We start from the raw sequence: 18,784 nt of genomic DNA on the forward strand, positions 1-18,784 counted from the left end.
CATATGGATCTTACTCGCTCAGAGTAAAAAGGATGGATTTGTATGAAAAATCAAATAGAATTTATCATTTAGCGTTTAATTCGATAAATCTATACGAAAAATCATACAAATTAATAGACATACAGGTGGAATGATAGGGATTTACGATGCCAGGCCCATCATGATGATGCTCTTCGTTTATATATTTGGCGGAGCAATGAACACCGGCAATGGAACAAATATCGCTTTTGAGCGATTTTCATTTCATGCCGGTCGTCAATCCTCCATATTAGGCGGTCATGTGGCAGCGACGTTCAGATTGAACGTGTTGTTACGCCTTTTCCTTGGCATCCCCTCCAGTTATTTATGATGCATTGGCACGACCGCCTTTGTTTCGTCCCCGGCTGCTCCATGGTGTTCCTAGAAGCGGGAGTGCCCAGCGGTCTAACCCGTACCAACCTGCGACCTTCCAGGCGAGCACAATCCAGGTAGCGAGTATGAACAATAGCGGATTTGTACTCAAGGTGCCTGCAAACAGGAAGCTGGCATTCATGAAGGCGCCGAAGAAGGCGGCGATTCCGGTCAATAAGCCAAGGATGAGGCCAAGCCCCACAAGCAGCTCGCCGAAAGCAACGAGGTAAGAGAACAGCGTGGCGTTCGGCAGCACCATGTTTTCAAGAAATGACGCATACCATCCGGTTACATCCTTTCCTTCCGCCGCTTTGCCGACGGCTCCTTTAATGAATCCGGTCAGTCCCGCGCCGGCATTGCTCCCAACCCACTGATCGCTGGTAACCTTGTGCCAACCCGCACTTAACCAGGCATAGCCCAGGTATAAGCGAATGATTAACCATATGGGCGCAGATCTCGTGTTACTGAACAGGAAATTAGATACCGGGTTCTCAGGAATAATGATGTTTTTACCTTTGAATTGTTCTTTGATTGCCATTTCATCATCTCCTCATTATTACAATTTTTAATCATCCAAATTTTATCGTATCTTATTTGCCATGACCCCGAAAGGAGAATTATGGATAGCTTGGATCAAGATAGAAGTAAATGTGGATTTATTATTCGATACCTCTAAAACAGCATCGTTGGCCATTTGTTGGATTTCAGAATGCAGCAAATAATTTAATCATTGCCTAAAATTTGGCAAATGATGTAATATTATATGTAGGCGCTTACAAAAATAGAAAAGAAAGGAGACTCATAGTTTTGAGGGGAACGGAGGAATATCATTCATTTAAGTTTTGAGGAGGTATGATAATGCTCCTGAAGTCAAGAGTGGCTAGCCTGTTCGGCGTGTTGTTACTGTTGATTAGCAGTTTGCTGTGGCCCCCGGCAGCGCAGCAGGTTCATGCAGCTCCGGCGGGGGTAACTCCAGGGGCGCTGTCGCAAGTCACGTCGTTCGGCAATAATCCGAGCGGCCTGAAAATGTATATCTACGTACCTCGCAACTTGGCTGCAAATCCCGCATTGCTGGTGGCTGTTCATTACTGCTCGGGCTCGGCCTCGGCGTTCTACAACGGCTACGCACGTGACTACGTTACGGCAGCAGAGCAATACGGCTACATCATCGTCTTTCCGGAGAGCACCCACAGCCAATACAGCAACTGCTTCGACGTATGGAGCCCGCAGGCGCTTACCCGCGGCGGCGGCAGCGACCCGGTTGGCATCATGTCGATGGTGTCATGGACTGAGGCGAACTACAATATCGACTCAAGCCGAATCTACGTGATGGGCGCGTCCTCGGGCGCAATGATGACCAACGTCCTGCTTGCCGAGTACCCGGACGTCTTCGCTGCCGGGACTTCATTCATGGGCGTGCCGGCCACCTGCTTTGCCACCGGAAGTGCTACTAATTTCTGGAGCAGTCAGTGCGCGAACGGCCAGATTTCCAAAACCGCCCAACAGTGGGGCGATGCTGCTCGTGCGATGTACCCTGGCTACACTGGCAGCTATCCGCGCATCCAGCTCTGGCACGGAACTGTCGACAGTACGCTGAGCTACAATAACTTTGCGGAGGCTATCAAGCAGTGGACCAATCTGCACGGTATCCCCGCCACCCCGGTCTTCACGGACAGCCCGCAGGCGAGCTGGATCCGCACTCGCTATGGCGGCAGCTCTGCTCAGCCAGCGCTTGAGGCGATCAGCGTGCAGGGCGCCGGACATACCATTCCCGCGGCCGGGATGGTCGCCTATTCCATCGCCTTCCTCGGCCTGAACAGCAGCGGTGGAGGCAGCACGACGGTACCGCCAGCCCCGACAGGTCTGACAGCCACGTCAGGCAACGCCAGCGTGTCGTTAAGCTGGGCGGCTTCGCCGGGTGCTTCCAGCTATACGGTGAAACGGGCGACGATGAGCGGCGGACCATACACGGACGTGGCGACTGAAATTACGGCGACGAGCTATACAAACACCGGACTGACGAACGGTACGACATACTATTATGTCGTCAGCGCATCCAATAGCGCGGGGAACAGCCCGAACTCCGCGCAAGCGAGCGCAACGCCGGCTAGCAGCGGCACGAGTACCGGAAATCTTGTCGTTCAATACAAAGCCGGGGACACGAATGCCACCGATAACCAGAGCAGGCCTCATTTTAATATCAAAAACAACGGTACGGCCCCCGTTAACCTGAGCGGCCTCAAGCTCCGCTATTACTTCACGAAGGACGGTACCGCGGACATGAGCGCTTGGATCGACTGGGCGCAAATCGGCAGCAGCAATATCCAGATCGCTTTTGGCAGCCATAACGGCACGAACTCGGATACGTATGTAGAATTGAGCTTCTCTGCTGGCGCAGGCTCGATTGCAGCGGGGGGCCAATCCGGCGAGATCCAGCTGAGAATGGCAAAGAGCGACTGGTCGAATCTGAATGAATCGAACGACTATTCTTACGATCCGACGAAAACGGCGTTCGCGGATTGGAATCGGGTTGTGCTGTATCAGAACGGAGTACCGGTATGGGGAGTTCAACCATAAGCGATATGCCGAGAATTCAAATGTACGCAAGAGAGGAGATGATCTTCTATGAGAATGTTATCGTTCAGGGCAATGACGATGCTCCTTGTCCTTTGCCTTATCGCTCCCCTGTATGCTGCGGTTCCTGCAGCGGCCAATACCGTTCTCCTTCAGCACGGCTTTGAGGACGGGACAACACAGGGCTGGGCTCCGCGAGGAGAAGATGAAATGCTGTCATCCTCGACCGGAACGGCTGCGCGAACCGGGAGCAGGGGGCTGCACGTCAGCGGCCGTACCGAATCGTGGAATGGAGCATCCCTGGATGTTACTTCCCAAATGCAGGTCGGACAAACGTATTTATTCACCGGCTGGATCAAGCTGGCGTCCGGTTCAGGCACGGTGTACATGTCGCTCGATACGACCAAAAACGGGACAAGATCATACAGCCAGCTTTACTCCGCAACGGCAGCGTCCGGCGGCTGGGTGGAATTCAAGGCGGAATACAAATACCGGGAACCGCTGGAGAACGTGTCCGTTTATTTTGAAGTACCGAACAACCCGACCGTCGACTTTTATTTAGACGACTTCCGTATGGAGCAGCTCCCGGATCGTGGTCCGATTACGATAGAGCCGGATATTCCATCCTTGAAGGACGTGTTCACGGGAGACTTCCTGTTCGGGGCAGCCTTTGAGAATTTCGAGTTAATCGAGGCGGCCGACCGTCAATTATTGACGAAACACTTCAACAGCTTGACGCCGGGCAATGTGCTCAAATGGGACAGTACGCAGCCTCAGGAGGGCGAGTTTAACTTTGAACCTTCCGATCAGGCCGTACAGTTTGCACTGGACAACGGGCAGCAAGTTCGCGGGCATACTTTGGTCTGGCATAATCAAACGCCTGATTGGGTATTCCGCGACAGCAACGGCAATCTCGCCAGCAAGCAGCTGCTGTATCAGCGTATGGAAGCTCACATTAATGAGGTAGTCGGGCGATACAAAGGCAAAATTTATGCTTGGGACGTGGTCAATGAGGTGATCGACGCTTCCCAGCCTGACGGTTTGCTCCGCAGCTTATGGTATCAGATCGCAGGCGAGGAATATATCGAGAAAGCGTTCGAATACGCCCACGCGGCTGATCCCGACGCCCTGCTGTTCATCAACGACTACAACACGCACGAATCCGCCAAAAGCCAGGCGCTCTACAACCTGATCAGCCGATTGAAAGCGAAGGGCATTCCTGTTCACGGCGTCGGACACCAAACCCATCTCAAGATCAATTATCCGACGATGAGTGAGATCGATTCCTCTATAGCCAAGTTTGCGGCACTGAACATCAAGCAGGAAATAACTGAGCTGGATATCGATATTTACAGCGACGATTCCACGAAGTATGATACGCTGCCGGACAATCTGGCTCAGACGCAGGCGACCCGATACAAGCAATTGTTCGACGTCTTGCTCAAACACAAGGACAAGATTGACAACGTGACCGTTTGGGGCAAAGACGACGGAAACAGTTGGCTGCGGTCGTTCCCGGTCAATCGCAACAACTGGCCGTTGCTGTTCGATGAACGTCTTCAGTCCAAACCGGCATATTGGGCTATTGTGAACGGCAAACCGACGCAGCAGCCTCCTGCCACACCGACCGGCTTGACGGCGACAGCCGGCAACGCACAAGTATCCTTGGCCTGGAGCCCAGTCAGCGGTGCAACCAGCTATACGGTGAAGCGTGCGACGACGAGCGGCGGTCCGTATACGAACGTGGCGACCGGCCTGACGACGGCAAGCTATACGAACACCGGCCTGACGAACGGCACGACGTACTATTACGTCGTCAGCGCGTCAAACAGCATAGGTCAAGGCCCGGACTCCGTGCAGGTGAGCGCGACACCGGCGGCCGGCACGCAGGCTCCGTCGGCACCGACTGGGCTGGCCGCGACAGCGGGCAATGCACAGGTGTCCTTGACCTGGAACGCGGTCAGCGGTGCAACGAGCTATACGGTGAAGCGCGCGACGACGAGCGGCGGTCCATACACGGACGTGGCGACCGGCCTGACGACGGCAAGCTACACGAACACCGGCCTGACGAATGGCACGACATACTATTACGTTGTCAGCGCTTCAAACAGTGCGGGTCAGAGCCCGAACTCCGCGCAGGTGAGCGCAACGCCGACCGGCGGTTCAACCGCCTCGAACCTCGTGCTGCAGTACAGAGCGGCTGATACAAATGCAGCCGACAACCAGATCAAGCCGTCCTTCAACATCAAAAACAACGGTACTTCGGCTGTTGATCTAAGCACGCTCAAAATCCGCTATTACTTCACCAAGGACGGTTCTGCGGCGGTGAATGGCTGGATCGACTGGGCGCAGCTCGGCGGCAGCAACATTCAGATCTCGTTTGGCAACCATACTGGCACGAATTCGGATACGTACGTGGAGCTGAGCTTCTCGTCCGGGGCAGGCTCGATTGCGGCGGGCGGCCAATCCGGTGAAATCCAGCTGCGCATGTCCAAGACGGACTGGTCGAACTTTAACGAGGAGAACGACTACTCGTTCGATGGGACGAAGACGGCCTTTGCTGACTGGGATCGGGTCGTATTGTACCAGAACGGCCAAATAGTGTGGGGAACTGCTCCATAAACCGATACAGGGGAATGTGCCGGAACCGCTCTTTTGCAGGGCAGACTGGCGGTATCCCTTGCTGCAATGACTATTCCTGGGAGGGATCAAAATGAAGACAAGACAAAGAAAGCGGCTGTTCGTCAGTGCGGCGCTGGCAGTATCCTTGACAATGACCGTACCGATGCCCGCTTCTGTAAATGCAGCTGCGAGCGATGTCACTTTCACGATTAATACGCAGTCGGAACGTGCAGCGATCAGCCCTAATATTTACGGAACCAATCAGGATCTGAGCGGGACGGAGAACTGGTCATCCCGCAGGCTCGGAGGCAACCGGCTGACGGGTTACAACTGGGAGAACAACGCATCCAGCGCCGGAAGGGACTGGCTTCATTACAGCGATGATTTTCTCTGCGGCAACGGTGGTGTTCCAGACACCGACTGCGACAAGCCGGGGGCGGTTGTTACCGCTTTTCACGATAAATCTTTGGAGAATGGAGCTTACTCCATTGTAACGCTGCAAATGGCGGGTTATGTGTCCCGGGATAAGAACGGTCCAGTTGACGAGAGTGAGACGGCTCCGTCACCGCGTTGGGATAAGGTCGAGTTTGCCAAAAATGCGCCGTTCTCCCTTCAGCCTGATCTGAACGACGGACAAGTGTATATGGATGAAGAAGTTAACTTCCTGGTCAACCGGTATGGAAACGCTTCAACGTCAACGGGCATCAAAGCGTATTCGCTGGATAACGAGCCGGCGCTGTGGTCTGAGACGCATCCAAGGATTCATCCGGAGCAGTTACAAGCGGCAGAACTCGTCGCTAAGAGCATCGACTTGTCAAAGGCGGTGAAGAACGTCGATCCGCATGCCGAAATATTCGGTCCTGCCCTTTACGGTTTCGGCGCATATTTGTCTCTGCAGGACGCACCGGATTGGCCGAGTTTGCAAGGCAACTACAGCTGGTTTATCGATTACTATCTGGATCAGATGAAGAATGCTCATACGCAGAACGGCAAAAGATTGCTCGATGTGCTGGACGTCCACTGGTATCCGGAAGCACAGGGCGGAGGCCAGCGAATCGTCTTTGGCGGGGCGGGCAATATCGATACGCAGAAGGCTCGCGTACAAGCGCCAAGATCGCTATGGGATCCGGCTTACCAGGAAGACAGCTGGATCGGCACATGGTTTTCGAGCTACTTGCCCTTAATTCCGAAGCTGCAATCTTCGATTCAGACGTATCATCCGGGTACGAAGCTGGCGATCACAGAGTTCAGCTACGGCGGAGACAATCACATTTCGGGAGGCATTGCTACCGCGGACGCGCTCGGCATTTTTGGAAAATATGGCGTTTATGCCGCGAATTACTGGCAGACGGAGGACAATACCGATTATACCAGCGCTGCTTACAAGCTGTATCGCAACTACGACGGCAATAAATCGGGGTTCGGCTCGATCAAAGTGGACGCCGCTACGTCCGATACGGAGAACAGCTCGGTATACGCTTCGGTAACTGACGAGGAGAATTCCGAACTCCACCTGATCGTGCTGAATAAAAATTTCGACGATCCGATCAACGCTACTTTCCAGCTGTCTGGTGATAAAACCTACACATCCGGGAGAGTATGGGGCTTCGACCAAACCGGATCCGACATTACGGAACAAGCAGCTATAACGAATATTAACAACAATCAATTCACGTATACGCTTCCTCCATTGTCGGCTTACCACATTGTTCTGAAAGCGGATAGCACCGAACCGGTCAACTCCGATCTCGTCGTGCAGTATAAGGACGGTGATCGCAACAATGCAACCGACAATCAGATCAAGCCGCATTTCAATATTCAAAATAAAGGGACCAGCCCGGTAGATCTGAGTTCCCTTACCCTGCGCTACTATTTTACCAAAGACAGCTCTGCAGCGATGAACGGCTGGATCGATTGGGCGAAGCTCGGCGGCAGCAACATTCAGATTTCGTTCGGTAATCATAATGGCGCGGATTCGGATACGTACGTGGAGCTGGGCTTCTCGTCCGGCGCAGGCTCGATTGCGGAGGGCGGTCAATCCGGCGAAATCCAGCTGCGCATGTCGAAGGCGGACTGGTCGAACTTCAACGAGGCGAACGACTACTCGTTCGATGGGGCGAAGACGGCCTATATAGATTGGGATCGCGTGACGCTATACCAAGACGGACAACTCGTATGGGGAATCGAGCCGTAGAAGATGACTAGACAACATTGGTGTGAGACGCGGCCGGCCATAACGGCTGTCTTGACTCTGATTCGATCAAAAAATCAAAGCAAAGGGGATGAAAGTAATGAATGTTGCGATTCAAAAGAGAATCGGATCGATATTGATGATTGCCGCACTAATTATTAGCTTATTGCCGTTAGGGAGCAGCAGAACGTATGCTGCAGAGCCTCATGTAAACAATCCGTTCGTCGGGGCGACACAATATGTAAATCCGGATTACGCGGCCTTGATCGATACGTCGATTGCCCGCGTCAGTGACAGCACGCTGAAAGCGAAGATGGAAACCGTAAAAAGCTACCCTACCGCTGTATGGCTGGACCGCATTGCGGCGATACATGGCGGAGAGGCAAACGGCGGAAGAAAAAGCCTAGAGGAGACAATGGACAACGTGCTTGCCCAGAAACAAGGCAACACTCCGATCGTGGTTACGCTTGTTATTTATAACTTGCCCGGCCGTGACTGTCACGCCCTGGCTTCGAACGGCGAATTGCCGCTGACGGCGGCGGGGCTGCAGCGCTACAAGACTGAATACATCGATGTCATTGCTGGAATTCTCTCCAAACCCAAATACCAGGATATTCGGATTGTGACGGTCATTGAACCGGACTCGCTGCCGAATCTGGTAACGAACCTTAGCGATCAAAGATGCGCACAAGCCAATTCGACGAACATTTATCGCGATGCGACACGCTATGCGTTGGACAAGCTGCATGCAATCTCTAACGTGTACACCTATATGGATATCGGCCATTCCGGCTGGCTCGGCTGGGACACAAACCGCCAGCCTACAATTGATTTATTCACTTCCGTCGTAGCAGGTACAGCAGCTGGACTTGCGAGCGTAGACGGGTTTATCTCGAATACGGCCAACAATACGCCGCTCGAAGAACCAAACTTGCCGAATCCTGATCTGAATATCGGCGGTCAACCGATCAGGTCTTCCAAATACTATGAGTGGAACCCGTATTTCGATGAACTTGACTTTACCGCTGCCTTGTATGCCGGATTCGTGGCCAAAGGCTGGTCGCCGAACATTGGTTTCCTGATCGATACTTCTCGTAACGGCTGGGGAGGTCCTAATCGGCCGACCGGTGCAACCGGATCCAATGTTAACGATTACGTGAATTCGGGAAGAGTCGACAAGCGTTTGCACCGCGGTAACTGGTGCAATCAGTCGGGCGCCGGCATGGGTGTGCCTCCCACAGTAGCGCCAGCGGGCTATTCCCATATCGATGCTTATGTTTGGGTGAAACCGCCGGGCGAGTCGGATGGATCAAGCTCCGCCATCCCGAACGATGAAGGCAAAGGCTTCGACAGAATGTGTGATCCGACTTATACGACTTCAGACGGCACTCTTTCGGGCGCTCTGCCGAATGCGCCGGTATCTGGTCACTGGTTCCATGAGCAGTTCGTGCAACTGGTTGAAAATGCATATCCCGCTGTACCGACCAGCGGTGGCGGCAATCCGACCGTTCCGGCAGCACCTGCCGGGCTGACGGCGACAGCCGGCAACGCTCAGGTGTCCTTGACCTGGAACGCGGTGAGCGGTGCAACAAGCTATACGGTGAAGCGTGCGACGACAAGCGGCGGTCCGTACACGAACGTGGCGACCGGCCTGACGACGACGAGCTACACGAACACCGGCCTGACGAACGGCACGACGTATTATTACGTCGTCAGTGCCTCGAACAGTGCGGGTCAAAGCCCGAACTCCGCCCAGGTGAGTGCGACGCCGACCAGCGGTGGCGGCAATCCGACGGTTCCGGCAGCACCAGCCGGGTTGACGGCGACAGCCGGCAACGCTCAGGTGTCCTTGACTTGGAGTGCGGTCAACGGCGCAACGAGCTACACGGTGAAGCGCGCGACGACAAGCGGCGGTCCGTACACGAACGTGGCAACCGGCCTGACGACGCCAAGCTACACGGACACCAGCCTGACGAACGGCACGACGTACTATTACGTCGTCAGTGCGTCGAACAGTGCGGGTCAAAGCCCGAACTCCGCCCAGGTGAGCGCGACGCCGACCAGCGGTGGCGGCAATCCGACGGTTCCGGCAGCACCTGCCGGGCTGACGGCGACAGCCGGCAATGCCCAGGTGTCCTTAACCTGGAACGCGGTGAGCGGCGCAACGAGCTATACAGTGAAGCGCGCGACGACGAGCGGCGGTCCGTACACGGACGTGGCGACCGGCTTGACGACGCCAAGCTACACGGACACCAGCCTGACGAACGGCACGACGTACTATTACGTCGTCAGCGCTTCAAACAGTGCGGGTCAGAGCCCGAACTCCACACAGGTGAGCGCGACGCCGACAGGTGGTCCAACCGCCTCGAACCTCGTACTGCAGTATAAAGCAGCTGATACGAATGCAACGGACAACCAGATCAAGCCTCACTTCAACATCAAAAATAACGGTACTTCCGCTGTCGATCTGAGCACGCTCAAAATCCGTTACTTCTTCACGAAAGACGGTTCTGCGGCGGTGAACGGGTGGATCGACTGGGCACAGCTCGGCGCCAGCAACATTCAGATTTCGTTTGGCAACCATAGCGGTACGAATTCGGATACGTACGTTGAACTGAGCTTCTCGTCCGGCGCAGGCTCGATCGCGGCAGGCGGCCAATCCGGCGACATCCAGTTGCGGATGTCTAAGGCGGACTGGTCTAACTTCAACGAGGCGGACGACTACTCGTTTGATCCGACTAAGACAGCTTTCGCCGACTCGAACCGAGTCGTGCTGTATCAGAATGGCACGGTTGTATGGGGGAACGAGCCTTAAGAGAAATCATGATGGCCGGAGCGCTCCATAGCGCTCCGGAATATCATTCAGATTTACAAATGAATGGAGGTTATTTATATGGCAGATCAACTACTCATGCATCATAAACAGTCAAAACTCAGATTGCTGATGATGGCTGCAGGGGCAGCGCTAATGTTGATCGTATGTTCGTTGCTATTTGCCGACCGCGCTTCTGCGCACGGTTGGATAGAGAACAGCCGTTCCGACTTGTGTTATGACAGGATCAATACAGGCTGCGGTGCGGTTATGTATGAGCCATGGAGTATTGAGGGTCGCGGCGATTTTCCGGAAATCGGCGTACCTGACGGCCAGATTGCGGGAGGAAGCAAATACCCGGAGCTTGATGTTCAGACCGAAAACCGCTGGAACAAAATCAATATGAAAGGCGGGCCTTTTACTTTCCATTGGGATATGGTAGCGAACCATAGCACCAATTATTGGGATTACTATATTACGAAAAAAGGCTGGGATCCGAATTCCCCGCTGAAGCGCTCGGATCTGGAGCTGTTCTGCAGATACGAGGATAATGGCGCCATACCGCCGATGGCCGTAGAGCATGACTGTTTCATTCCAAACGATCGGACCGGCTATTATGTCATAGTCGGGGTATGGGATATCTTTGATACTGTAAATGCCTTCTATCAAGTCATCGACGTGAATTTGACGATCGACCCTTCACAACCGACTACGCCGGCTCCAGGACATCCTGGTGATCCGAATCGTTTTGGGGAGATCCGTGAGTGGAGCCCGATCCGTCCTTACAATCCAGGTGAGCAAGTCGTTTACAAAGGCAGTACTTGGCAAGCAAGATGGTGGACGCAAGGACAGGAACCCGGTGTGCACGAAGTCTGGCAGCAGATCGGTCCGGGTACGGGCAACCCGACAGTACCTGCGGCGCCGACAGGCCTGACGGCGACGGCGGGCAATGCGCAGGTGTCCCTGACCTGGAACGCAGTCAGCGGTGCAACCAGCTATACGGTGAAGCGTGCGACGACAAGCGGCGGTCCGTACACAAACGTGGCGACAGGCCTGACAACGCCGAGCTACACGAACACCGGTTTGACGAACGGTACGACGTACTATTACGTCGTTAGCGCTTCGAATAGCGCGGGCCAGAGCCCGGACTCCGTGCAAGTGAGCGCGACGCCGGCGGCCGGTACACAAGTACCAGCTGCACCGGCCGGATTGACGGCGACGGCGGGCAATGCGCAGGTGTCCCTGACCTGGAACGCAGTCAGCGGTGCAACCAGCTATACGGTGAAGCGTGCGACGACGAGCGGCGGTCCGTACACAAACGTGGCGACAGGCCTGACAACGCCGAGCTACACGAACACCGGCTTGACGAACGGTACGACGTACTATTACGTCGTTAGCGCTTCGAACAGCGCAGGTCAGAGTCCGAACTCTGCGCAAGTGAGCGCGACGCCGGCGGGTGATCCAATCGCCTCGAACCTCGTGTTGCAGTATAAAGCAGGCGATACGAATGCAACCGACAACCAGATCAAGCCTCATTTCAACATCAAAAATAATGGCGCTTCGGCTGTCGATCTGAGTTCGCTCAAAATCCGCTACTACTTCACTAAAGAAGGTTCTGCGGCGATGAACGGCTCGATTGACTGGGCACAGCTCGGCGCGAGCAACATTCAGATTTCGTTCGGCAGCCATACAGGTACTAATTCGGACACGTATGTGGAGCTTGGCTTCTCGTCCGGCGCAGGCTCGATTGCGGCAGGCAGCCAATCCGGCGAAATCCAGCTGCGCCTGTCCAAGGCGGACTGGTCGAATTTCAACGAGGCGAACGACTACTCGTTTGATGGGGCGAAGATGGCTTTTGCGGACTGGAGCCGGGTCGTTCTGTATCAGAACGGTACGGTTGTATGGGGGAATGAACCCTAAACCATGGGTTGTTAAATAATTTGTGCGAGAGATTTGCATCATGCGGATCTCTCGCATGAACAGAAAGATGAATTCAGGAGGTTAAATAATGCGTATTCATGCAATTCGGCAATCTTGCCGTTTGGTATTGACGATGGTTTTGATGCTTGGCTTATTGCTGCCTGTGGGCGCCCCCAAAGGCTATGCCGCTCCGGCTGTTCCTTTTGGCCAATTAAAAGTTCAGGGCAATCAATTGGTAGGACAGTCCGGGCAAGCTGTTCAACTGGTTGGCATGAGCTCACATGGATTGCAGTGGTATGGCAATTTCGTCAACAAATCGTCGTTGCAGTGGATGAGAGATAACTGGGGCATCAACGTCTTCCGTGCCGCTATGTATACGGCCGAAGATGGTTACATTACGGATCCTTCCGTCAAGAACAAGGTGAAGGAGGCGGTTCAGGCATCCATCGATCTGGGCTTGTACGTTATTATTGATTGGCATATCTTGTCTGATGGGAATCCGAATACGTACAAAGCGCAATCGAAAGCGTTCTTCCAAGAGATGGCCACATTGTACGGCAACACGCCGAATGTAATCTATGAAATCGCGAACGAGCCCAACGGGAATGTGTCCTGGGCAGATGTCAAGTCGTACGCGGAAGAAGTTATCACGGCCATTCGGGCGATTGATCCCGACGGAGTGGTTATCGTTGGCAGTCCAACCTGGAGCCAGGATATTCATCTGGCGGCCGATAACCCGGTATCACATAGCAATGTCATGTATGCGCTTCATTTCTATTCAGGCACGCATGGACAGTTTTTGAGAGACCGAATTACCTATGCGATGAACAAAGGAGCAGCGATCTTCGTTACCGAGTGGGGCACCAGTGATGCATCCGGGAACGGCGGGCCGTATTTGCCTCAGTCCAAAGAGTGGATCGATTTCTTGAATGCTCGCAAGATCAGCTGGGTGAACTGGTCGCTCGCTGATAAAGTAGAAACGTCTGCTGCTCTTATGCCAGGTGCATCGCCTACCGGCGGCTGGACCGATGCCCAATTGTCCGAATCGGGCAAATGGGTTCGCGATCAAATCCGGCAAGCAACTGGAGGCGGCAGCGGCAATCCAACTGCACCGGCTGCCCCTACTAACCTCTCGGCAACGGCCGGCAACGCCCAGGTATCATTAACCTGGAACGCAGTTAGCGGGGCGACGAGCTATACTGTAAAGCGAGCAACGACGAGCGGCGGTCCGTACACGAATGTGGCGACCGGCGTCACGGCGACGAGCTACACGAACACCGGGCTGACGAATGGCACGACGTATTATTATGTCGTGAGCGCATCCAATAGCGCGGGCAGCAGCGCGAACTCCGCGCAAGCGAGCGCAACGCCGGCTAGCGGCGGCGCCAGTACGGGGAACCTTGTTGTCCAATACAAAGTTGGCGACACTAGCGCCACGGATAACCAAATGAAGCCTTCCTTTAACATCAAGAACAACGGTACAACCCCTGTTAACCTGAGCGGCCTCAAGCTTCGCTATTACTTCACAAAAGACGGTACCGCGGATATGAGCGCATCGATCGACTGGGCGCAAATCGGCGCAAGCAATGTTAGCGCGGCATTCGCTAACTTTACCGGGAGTAATACGGATACTTACGTGGAGCTAAGCTTTAGCGCAGCGGCAGGTTCGATCCCGGCAGGCGGACAAACGGGCGACATCCAACTGCGGATGTACAAAACTGATTGGTCGAACTTTAACGAAGCAAACGACTATTCTTATGATGGGGCGAAAACCGCTTATGCGGATTGGAATCGTGTAACGCTGCATCAAAACGGAACTTTGGTATGGGGCACGACGCCTTAAAAAAACTAATCCTTACATTATGACACACTACAAGTATATTACAGCGGTTTAGCGGTAAAGAATGCCGGCTGCCTTTCGATGCGAAAGGAGTCGGCTTTTTTTTAATTTATTTAGAAGGAGAACGAGAAGGAGGCAGACGGGAAGTGAGTTTCCAAATGGAACACGAAAAATGGATGAGCGATCATCTTAGACGAAGAAGAGGGGAGCGTCTCGATGCTCTAAAACGTGGTCATGGCTACGGGAATCGATTGTTCGTAGAACAAATATGGTGGCCGCTTGCCGGACATTTTCACGGATTGCATCCTGAGTATGAAGTCAAGGATTGGCGGGGGAGATCCTACTTTGTAGATTTGATGTGGGTGATAGGAGGGATACGCATTATTTTTGAAGTCATGGATTTTGGCTCCCACGGTACAGACCGAACCAAGTATAGAAGGGATTTGAACCGCGGGCTTTTTCTTCAGGCACAAGACTGTTCGGTCTACTACATCTCTCTGGATGAGTTGAAAGAGAATCCTTCGTTCATTCTGTCCGCCTTGCGGAACATCCTATCCCCATATCTTGCGGCGGAGTTTGGTGTTAAAAGAAGAGTATTAAAGCCCTATTCCAAAATCGAACGAGATTTGATGCGGGCAGCGATTCGCCACAATCGCGTCATTCGCCCAGCCGAGGCGGCAAGGGAGCTGGAACTGCATACGATGACGGTCATTAAATATTGCCGCTTATTAGTGGAGAAGGGAAAGTTTAGAGCCGTACCAAGGGGCGTGTCTGGGCGGGTCATCTACTACGAATATGTCGGTTCCATCCAAAGTCCGGATTTGGTTTGAGTGCTTGATTTGGGTGGGGGCGGTTGATTGCTTGGTTTGCTTGGTTTGCTTGGTTTGCTTGGTTTGTTCCATTTGTTCCATTTGTTCCATTTGTTTGATTTGCTTGTTTGATTCGCTTGCTTGGTTCGATAGCCATAGTGTGATTGTGTATGAAAATTCATATAGATTTTACGTTGAGGAGGCTAAATGAATGGATCTGTATGAAAAATCAAATAGAATTTATCATTTAGCGTTAATTACGATAATTCTATACGAAATATCATACAGATTAATAGGTGTGCAGGTGGAATATGCTTGTGCCATATGAAGCTTGTCAGCAGCCGATTTGACCGTTCATACGTCTTCCATCTTCCATACATCTGGCCCAGCCTTGTGTATGACCAATTACTGTCGATTTGCGACTCCATAAACCCGCCTACCGAACACTTTATGCGCAAGCCGTTGAACGAAAAGCCTAAAGGGATGCAGGTAGCCTGCCCTCGCCAACCACCGGTGCCCATCGGCGACCATCGGGAATCATCGGTAATCACCGGTGCCCATCGGCGCGACCATCGGCAATAAGCGGCAAATCATCGGCGGCCATCAAGCGCGACCATCGACAAACAGCGGCAGTCACCGGTAACTATCGGCAACCATGGGCAACATAACGGCGACCAACGGTAACCAACGGTAACCAACGACTATATACGTTGTGCCCGTCAAACCTCCTTTTTTATGCACCAGAACATGGGAATATAGGAGCAATATTTTTAAATCCCTGCTGTGCTATAACTGAAATTGAAATAAGAGGAGGAGATGATAAAATATGAAAAAACTAAGTGGGAAGGTTGCTCTTGTTACAGGGGCTAGCCGGGGGATTGGACGTGCCATCGCGCTGCGTTTGGGGCAGGAAGGCGCTTTAGTAGCTGTTCATTATGGCAAGAATCGGGATTACGCAGAAGAAGTCGTTCGCGAGATTGAGCACGGTGGGGGAGAAGCATTCACCCTAGGGAGGGAACTTGGCTCATTCCATAGTGCAGCGGCTCTTTATGAAACATTGGATGCGGAGCTATATACTCGCACGGGGGACAGTCACTTTGACATACTTGTAAATAACGCTGGGATCGGTCTAGTCGCATCCCTTGAAGAAACTACGGAAGAAGCCTTTGATGAAGTCATGCGGATCAATGTGAAAGCACCGTTTTTTCTGATACAAGGAGCTCTTCAGCGGTTGCGGATCGAAGGGCGGATTATTAATCTGTCATCTGCGGTAACACGAATATCCCTGTCCAGCATTCCTGCGTACAGCATGACCAAAGGAGCAATTAACACACTCACACTAGCATTATCCAGTCAGTTAGGATCTCGCGGGATTACCATCAATGCCATACAACCTGGATTCGTTGCAACAGACATGAACTCTGCAATGCTGCAGGATCCTTCTGCTCATAAATTTGGGGCTGAATATTCGATCTTCGGAAGATGGGGAGAACCGTTAGATATTGCAGATGTTGCAGCATTCCTAGCCTCTCCGGATAGCCGTTGGATTACGGGCCAATGCATCGACGCAAGTGGAGGATCACACTTATAACATTTCATTAATAAGACGCTGCGCCAACAAGTAAGATACTTTGCTGAAGGGCAGCGTCTTTCTTTTAATAAATCGTATCGCCGCAAGGATTTTCCAGGCTCTTTTCTCCGCATCCTTGCCGAGATTTAATTTGGGCCTTGGCTTTTCGTGATGTGGATGAATTATCATATAGAATTGGCGACAAAAGAGCAAAATTGATGAATCTGTATGAGATATCATATATATTATGCTTTTTTTCGTTTATTTTGAAGATTCTATGCGAATAATCATACAGATCCACCATACAGACTAACCATTGTACGTAACCCTGCTTCTTGATTGCTGTAGATTCTGGGCTCTAAGTAGTTACTTTCTTCGACTCCATGTCTGCAAGCTGTTGAACAAGAACGTCAAAAAAGGGCCGCCGCCCGCCACACAGCCGGCCACAGCCCCCCGCCACAGCCAGCGACACAGCCCTCCACATGGCAACCTGCCACAGGCCAGCCACAACTCGCGCTTTGAAGAAAAAGGACAGGGCTGTAGGCCATGTCCGCCGCGGCCACTCAGCTCCTAATCTCCTCCCGTCGCAATTGGGTATTCCTCATAACTAACTAATGCCACCAAAATCTTCTTGACATGAGAGGTTCATTTCACTATGATTTACTTAACGAATGTTAAGTGAAAATCAAGGGGGCAAGAATGGATCAAACACAGAAAGCAAAAAAGCCAACCAGCCGCGATCTTCAGGCTGCCGAGCGAAAAAAGCAGATTTTAACTATTGCCAAGCAATTGTTCGCAGATAAAGGGTATCATGCCACATCCATGAGAGAGTTAAATAAAGCAATCGGCATGACGGAAGCATTAACCTATCACTATTTCCCCGGGGGCAAGCTGGAAATATTAAGATCCGTTCTACAACATGCGCAAGAAGAAAGAATTTCCGGCTTCGTAGCCTTTTTTAAAGCTACCTTTAGCCAGAGCGAATCATTGAAGACGATCCTATGCCAGCTGATACAGGGCCTTTCGGATAGAATCATCGACGATAAAGAGTATTTCCAGATTTTAATTCGAGATCGAAATTTGCTCGAGCAAGAGGACAAAGAAGCGCTGGATACGTTAACTCGTTTGCCATTTGAAGCTATGGCGGAGTTTTTAGCGGGGCAGCAGGAGCAAGGCGTACTTCGCCAGATGGATTTCAAGATTGCCGCATCCCAATTTTTATCCCATATCGTGGTACTAATCGTTCAGCAATTACTGGACGGGCGAACGCTGGAAGCAAAAACCGTCGAAGAAATAACCGATTTTTATGTACGGCTTTGGTCAACCTAATACAAAGCCGTTATTTTTCACCCATTTAATTCAACGAACGTTAGGTTAATAAAGCAGACGAAGGAGGGTTTGTGAATGAAGGAAATGATTCGTACCGACGGATTAACAAAAGAATATGACGGAAAAACCATTTTGAATGATGTGTCTTTAACGGTGAACAGAGGAGAAATTTATGGGTTTCTTGGTTTGAATGGCGCAGGCAAAACTACGATCATTCGCATTTTGCTTGGCATGATCAAGCCAACGTCAGGCGAGGTGTACCTCATGGGGAAGAAGTTAACCAAGGGAGGAGGTCTATGGAACCACGTAGGCTATCGTGGAAGTGCCCTATGCGTATCCAGGATTTACAGTGAGAGAAAATCTAAAGCTGTATGCAAAGTTACGCGGCATTCATGATCGCAAGGCGGTCGATTCCGTGATAGAGAAAGTCCATTTAGACGATTACGCCGAAACTAAAGCAAAAGATTTGTCATTAGGCAATGCACAGAAGCTTGGATTGGCTAAGGCGCTCATTCATCATCCGGAAATATTGATATTGGATGAGCCGACCAATGCTTTAGACCCCGCAGGGATCGTTGCCGTCCGGGAGTTGCTCAAATCGTTGTCTTCTGAGGGGGGTCACCATTTTTATCTCCAGTCACATCTTGGAGGAAATGTCCAGACTGGCATCACGGATTGGAATTATTCATAGAGGTACATTGCTTCAGGAAATTTCAGCACATGAATT

The 18,784-nt window shown here is 52.2% G+C and carries 13 protein-coding genes; 12 read left to right on the forward strand and 1 reads right to left on the reverse strand.

Annotated elements, in window-relative coordinates; genetic code table 11:
• Window positions 1-160 precede the first annotated feature (160 nt).
• Window positions 161-349, forward strand: a complete 189-nt coding sequence (locus MKX50_RS04545) for a hypothetical protein (RefSeq protein WP_339158523.1) — start codon at window positions 161-163, stop codon at window positions 347-349.
• On the opposite strand, the gene MKX50_RS04550 is transcribed toward MKX50_RS04545, so the two are convergent.
• Window positions 344-928 carry a DoxX family membrane protein gene (locus tag MKX50_RS04550; RefSeq protein ID WP_339158524.1) on the reverse strand — a complete coding sequence of 195 codons (585 nt, stop codon included), beginning with the start codon at window positions 926-928 and terminating at the stop codon, window positions 344-346. The two genes, MKX50_RS04545 and MKX50_RS04550, sit on opposite strands and share 6 nt — an antisense overlap.
• Window positions 929-1,248: 320 nt before the next feature.
• On the opposite strand from MKX50_RS04550, the gene MKX50_RS04555 reads away from it, so the two are divergent.
• The 11 genes from MKX50_RS04555 to MKX50_RS04605 all read left to right on the forward strand — a co-directional run bounded on the left by MKX50_RS04555 (window position 1,249) and on the right by MKX50_RS04605 (window position 18,748).
• Window positions 1,249-2,967 (forward strand): PHB depolymerase family esterase, encoded by a 1,719-nt coding sequence (locus tag MKX50_RS04555; protein WP_339158525.1) that lies wholly within the window; start codon window positions 1,249-1,251, stop codon window positions 2,965-2,967.
• Window positions 2,968-3,015: 48 nt separating this feature from the next.
• Entirely contained in the window at window positions 3,016-5,586 is a 2,571-nt protein-coding gene (locus MKX50_RS04560) for an endo-1,4-beta-xylanase (RefSeq protein WP_339158526.1), read from the forward strand.
• 151 nt (window positions 5,587-5,737) lie between these two features.
• Window positions 5,738-7,780, forward strand: coding sequence for a glycoside hydrolase family 44 protein (locus tag MKX50_RS04565; RefSeq protein WP_339160011.1), 2,043 nt, complete (start codon window positions 5,738-5,740; stop codon window positions 7,778-7,780).
• 97 nt (window positions 7,781-7,877) lie between these two features.
• Window positions 7,878-10,592 (forward strand): glycoside hydrolase family 6 protein, encoded by a 2,715-nt coding sequence (locus tag MKX50_RS04570; RefSeq protein ID WP_213594127.1) that lies wholly within the window; start codon window positions 7,878-7,880, stop codon window positions 10,590-10,592.
• Between the two features lie 78 nt (window positions 10,593-10,670).
• A complete protein-coding gene (locus MKX50_RS04575; RefSeq protein ID WP_244996805.1) occupies window positions 10,671-12,509 on the forward strand; it encodes a lytic polysaccharide monooxygenase in 1,839 nt (612 codons plus the stop codon).
• A gap of 142 nt (window positions 12,510-12,651) precedes the next feature.
• On the forward strand, window positions 12,652-14,352 hold the full coding sequence (locus MKX50_RS04580; protein ID WP_280530431.1) for a cellulase family glycosylhydrolase: 1,701 nt from the start codon (window positions 12,652-12,654) through the stop codon (window positions 14,350-14,352).
• A gap of 143 nt (window positions 14,353-14,495) precedes the next feature.
• Window positions 14,496-15,179: a hypothetical protein gene (locus MKX50_RS04585; protein ID WP_213594129.1), complete on the forward strand. Its 684-nt coding sequence runs from the start codon at window positions 14,496-14,498 to the stop codon at window positions 15,177-15,179.
• An 805-nt stretch (window positions 15,180-15,984) separates the two neighbouring features.
• Window positions 15,985-16,749, forward strand: a complete 765-nt coding sequence (locus MKX50_RS04590) for an SDR family oxidoreductase (protein WP_339158527.1) — start codon at window positions 15,985-15,987, stop codon at window positions 16,747-16,749.
• Window positions 16,750-17,427: 678 nt separating this feature from the next.
• Window positions 17,428-18,057: a TetR/AcrR family transcriptional regulator gene (locus tag MKX50_RS04595; protein WP_339158528.1), complete on the forward strand. Its 630-nt coding sequence runs from the start codon at window positions 17,428-17,430 to the stop codon at window positions 18,055-18,057.
• A gap of 75 nt (window positions 18,058-18,132) precedes the next feature.
• On the forward strand, window positions 18,133-18,453 hold the full coding sequence (locus tag MKX50_RS04600; protein WP_339158529.1) for an ATP-binding cassette domain-containing protein: 321 nt from the start codon (window positions 18,133-18,135) through the stop codon (window positions 18,451-18,453).
• On the forward strand, window positions 18,407-18,748 hold the full coding sequence (locus MKX50_RS04605) for an ATP-binding cassette domain-containing protein (protein WP_339158530.1): 342 nt from the start codon (window positions 18,407-18,409) through the stop codon (window positions 18,746-18,748). The genes MKX50_RS04600 and MKX50_RS04605 overlap by 47 nt, the downstream gene beginning before the upstream one ends.
• Window positions 18,749-18,784: the final 36 nt, after the last annotated feature.

Source organism: Paenibacillus sp. FSL W8-0186 (genome assembly GCF_037969765.1).
Classification (GTDB): Bacteria; Bacillota; Bacilli; order Paenibacillales; family Paenibacillaceae; genus Fontibacillus; species Fontibacillus woosongensis.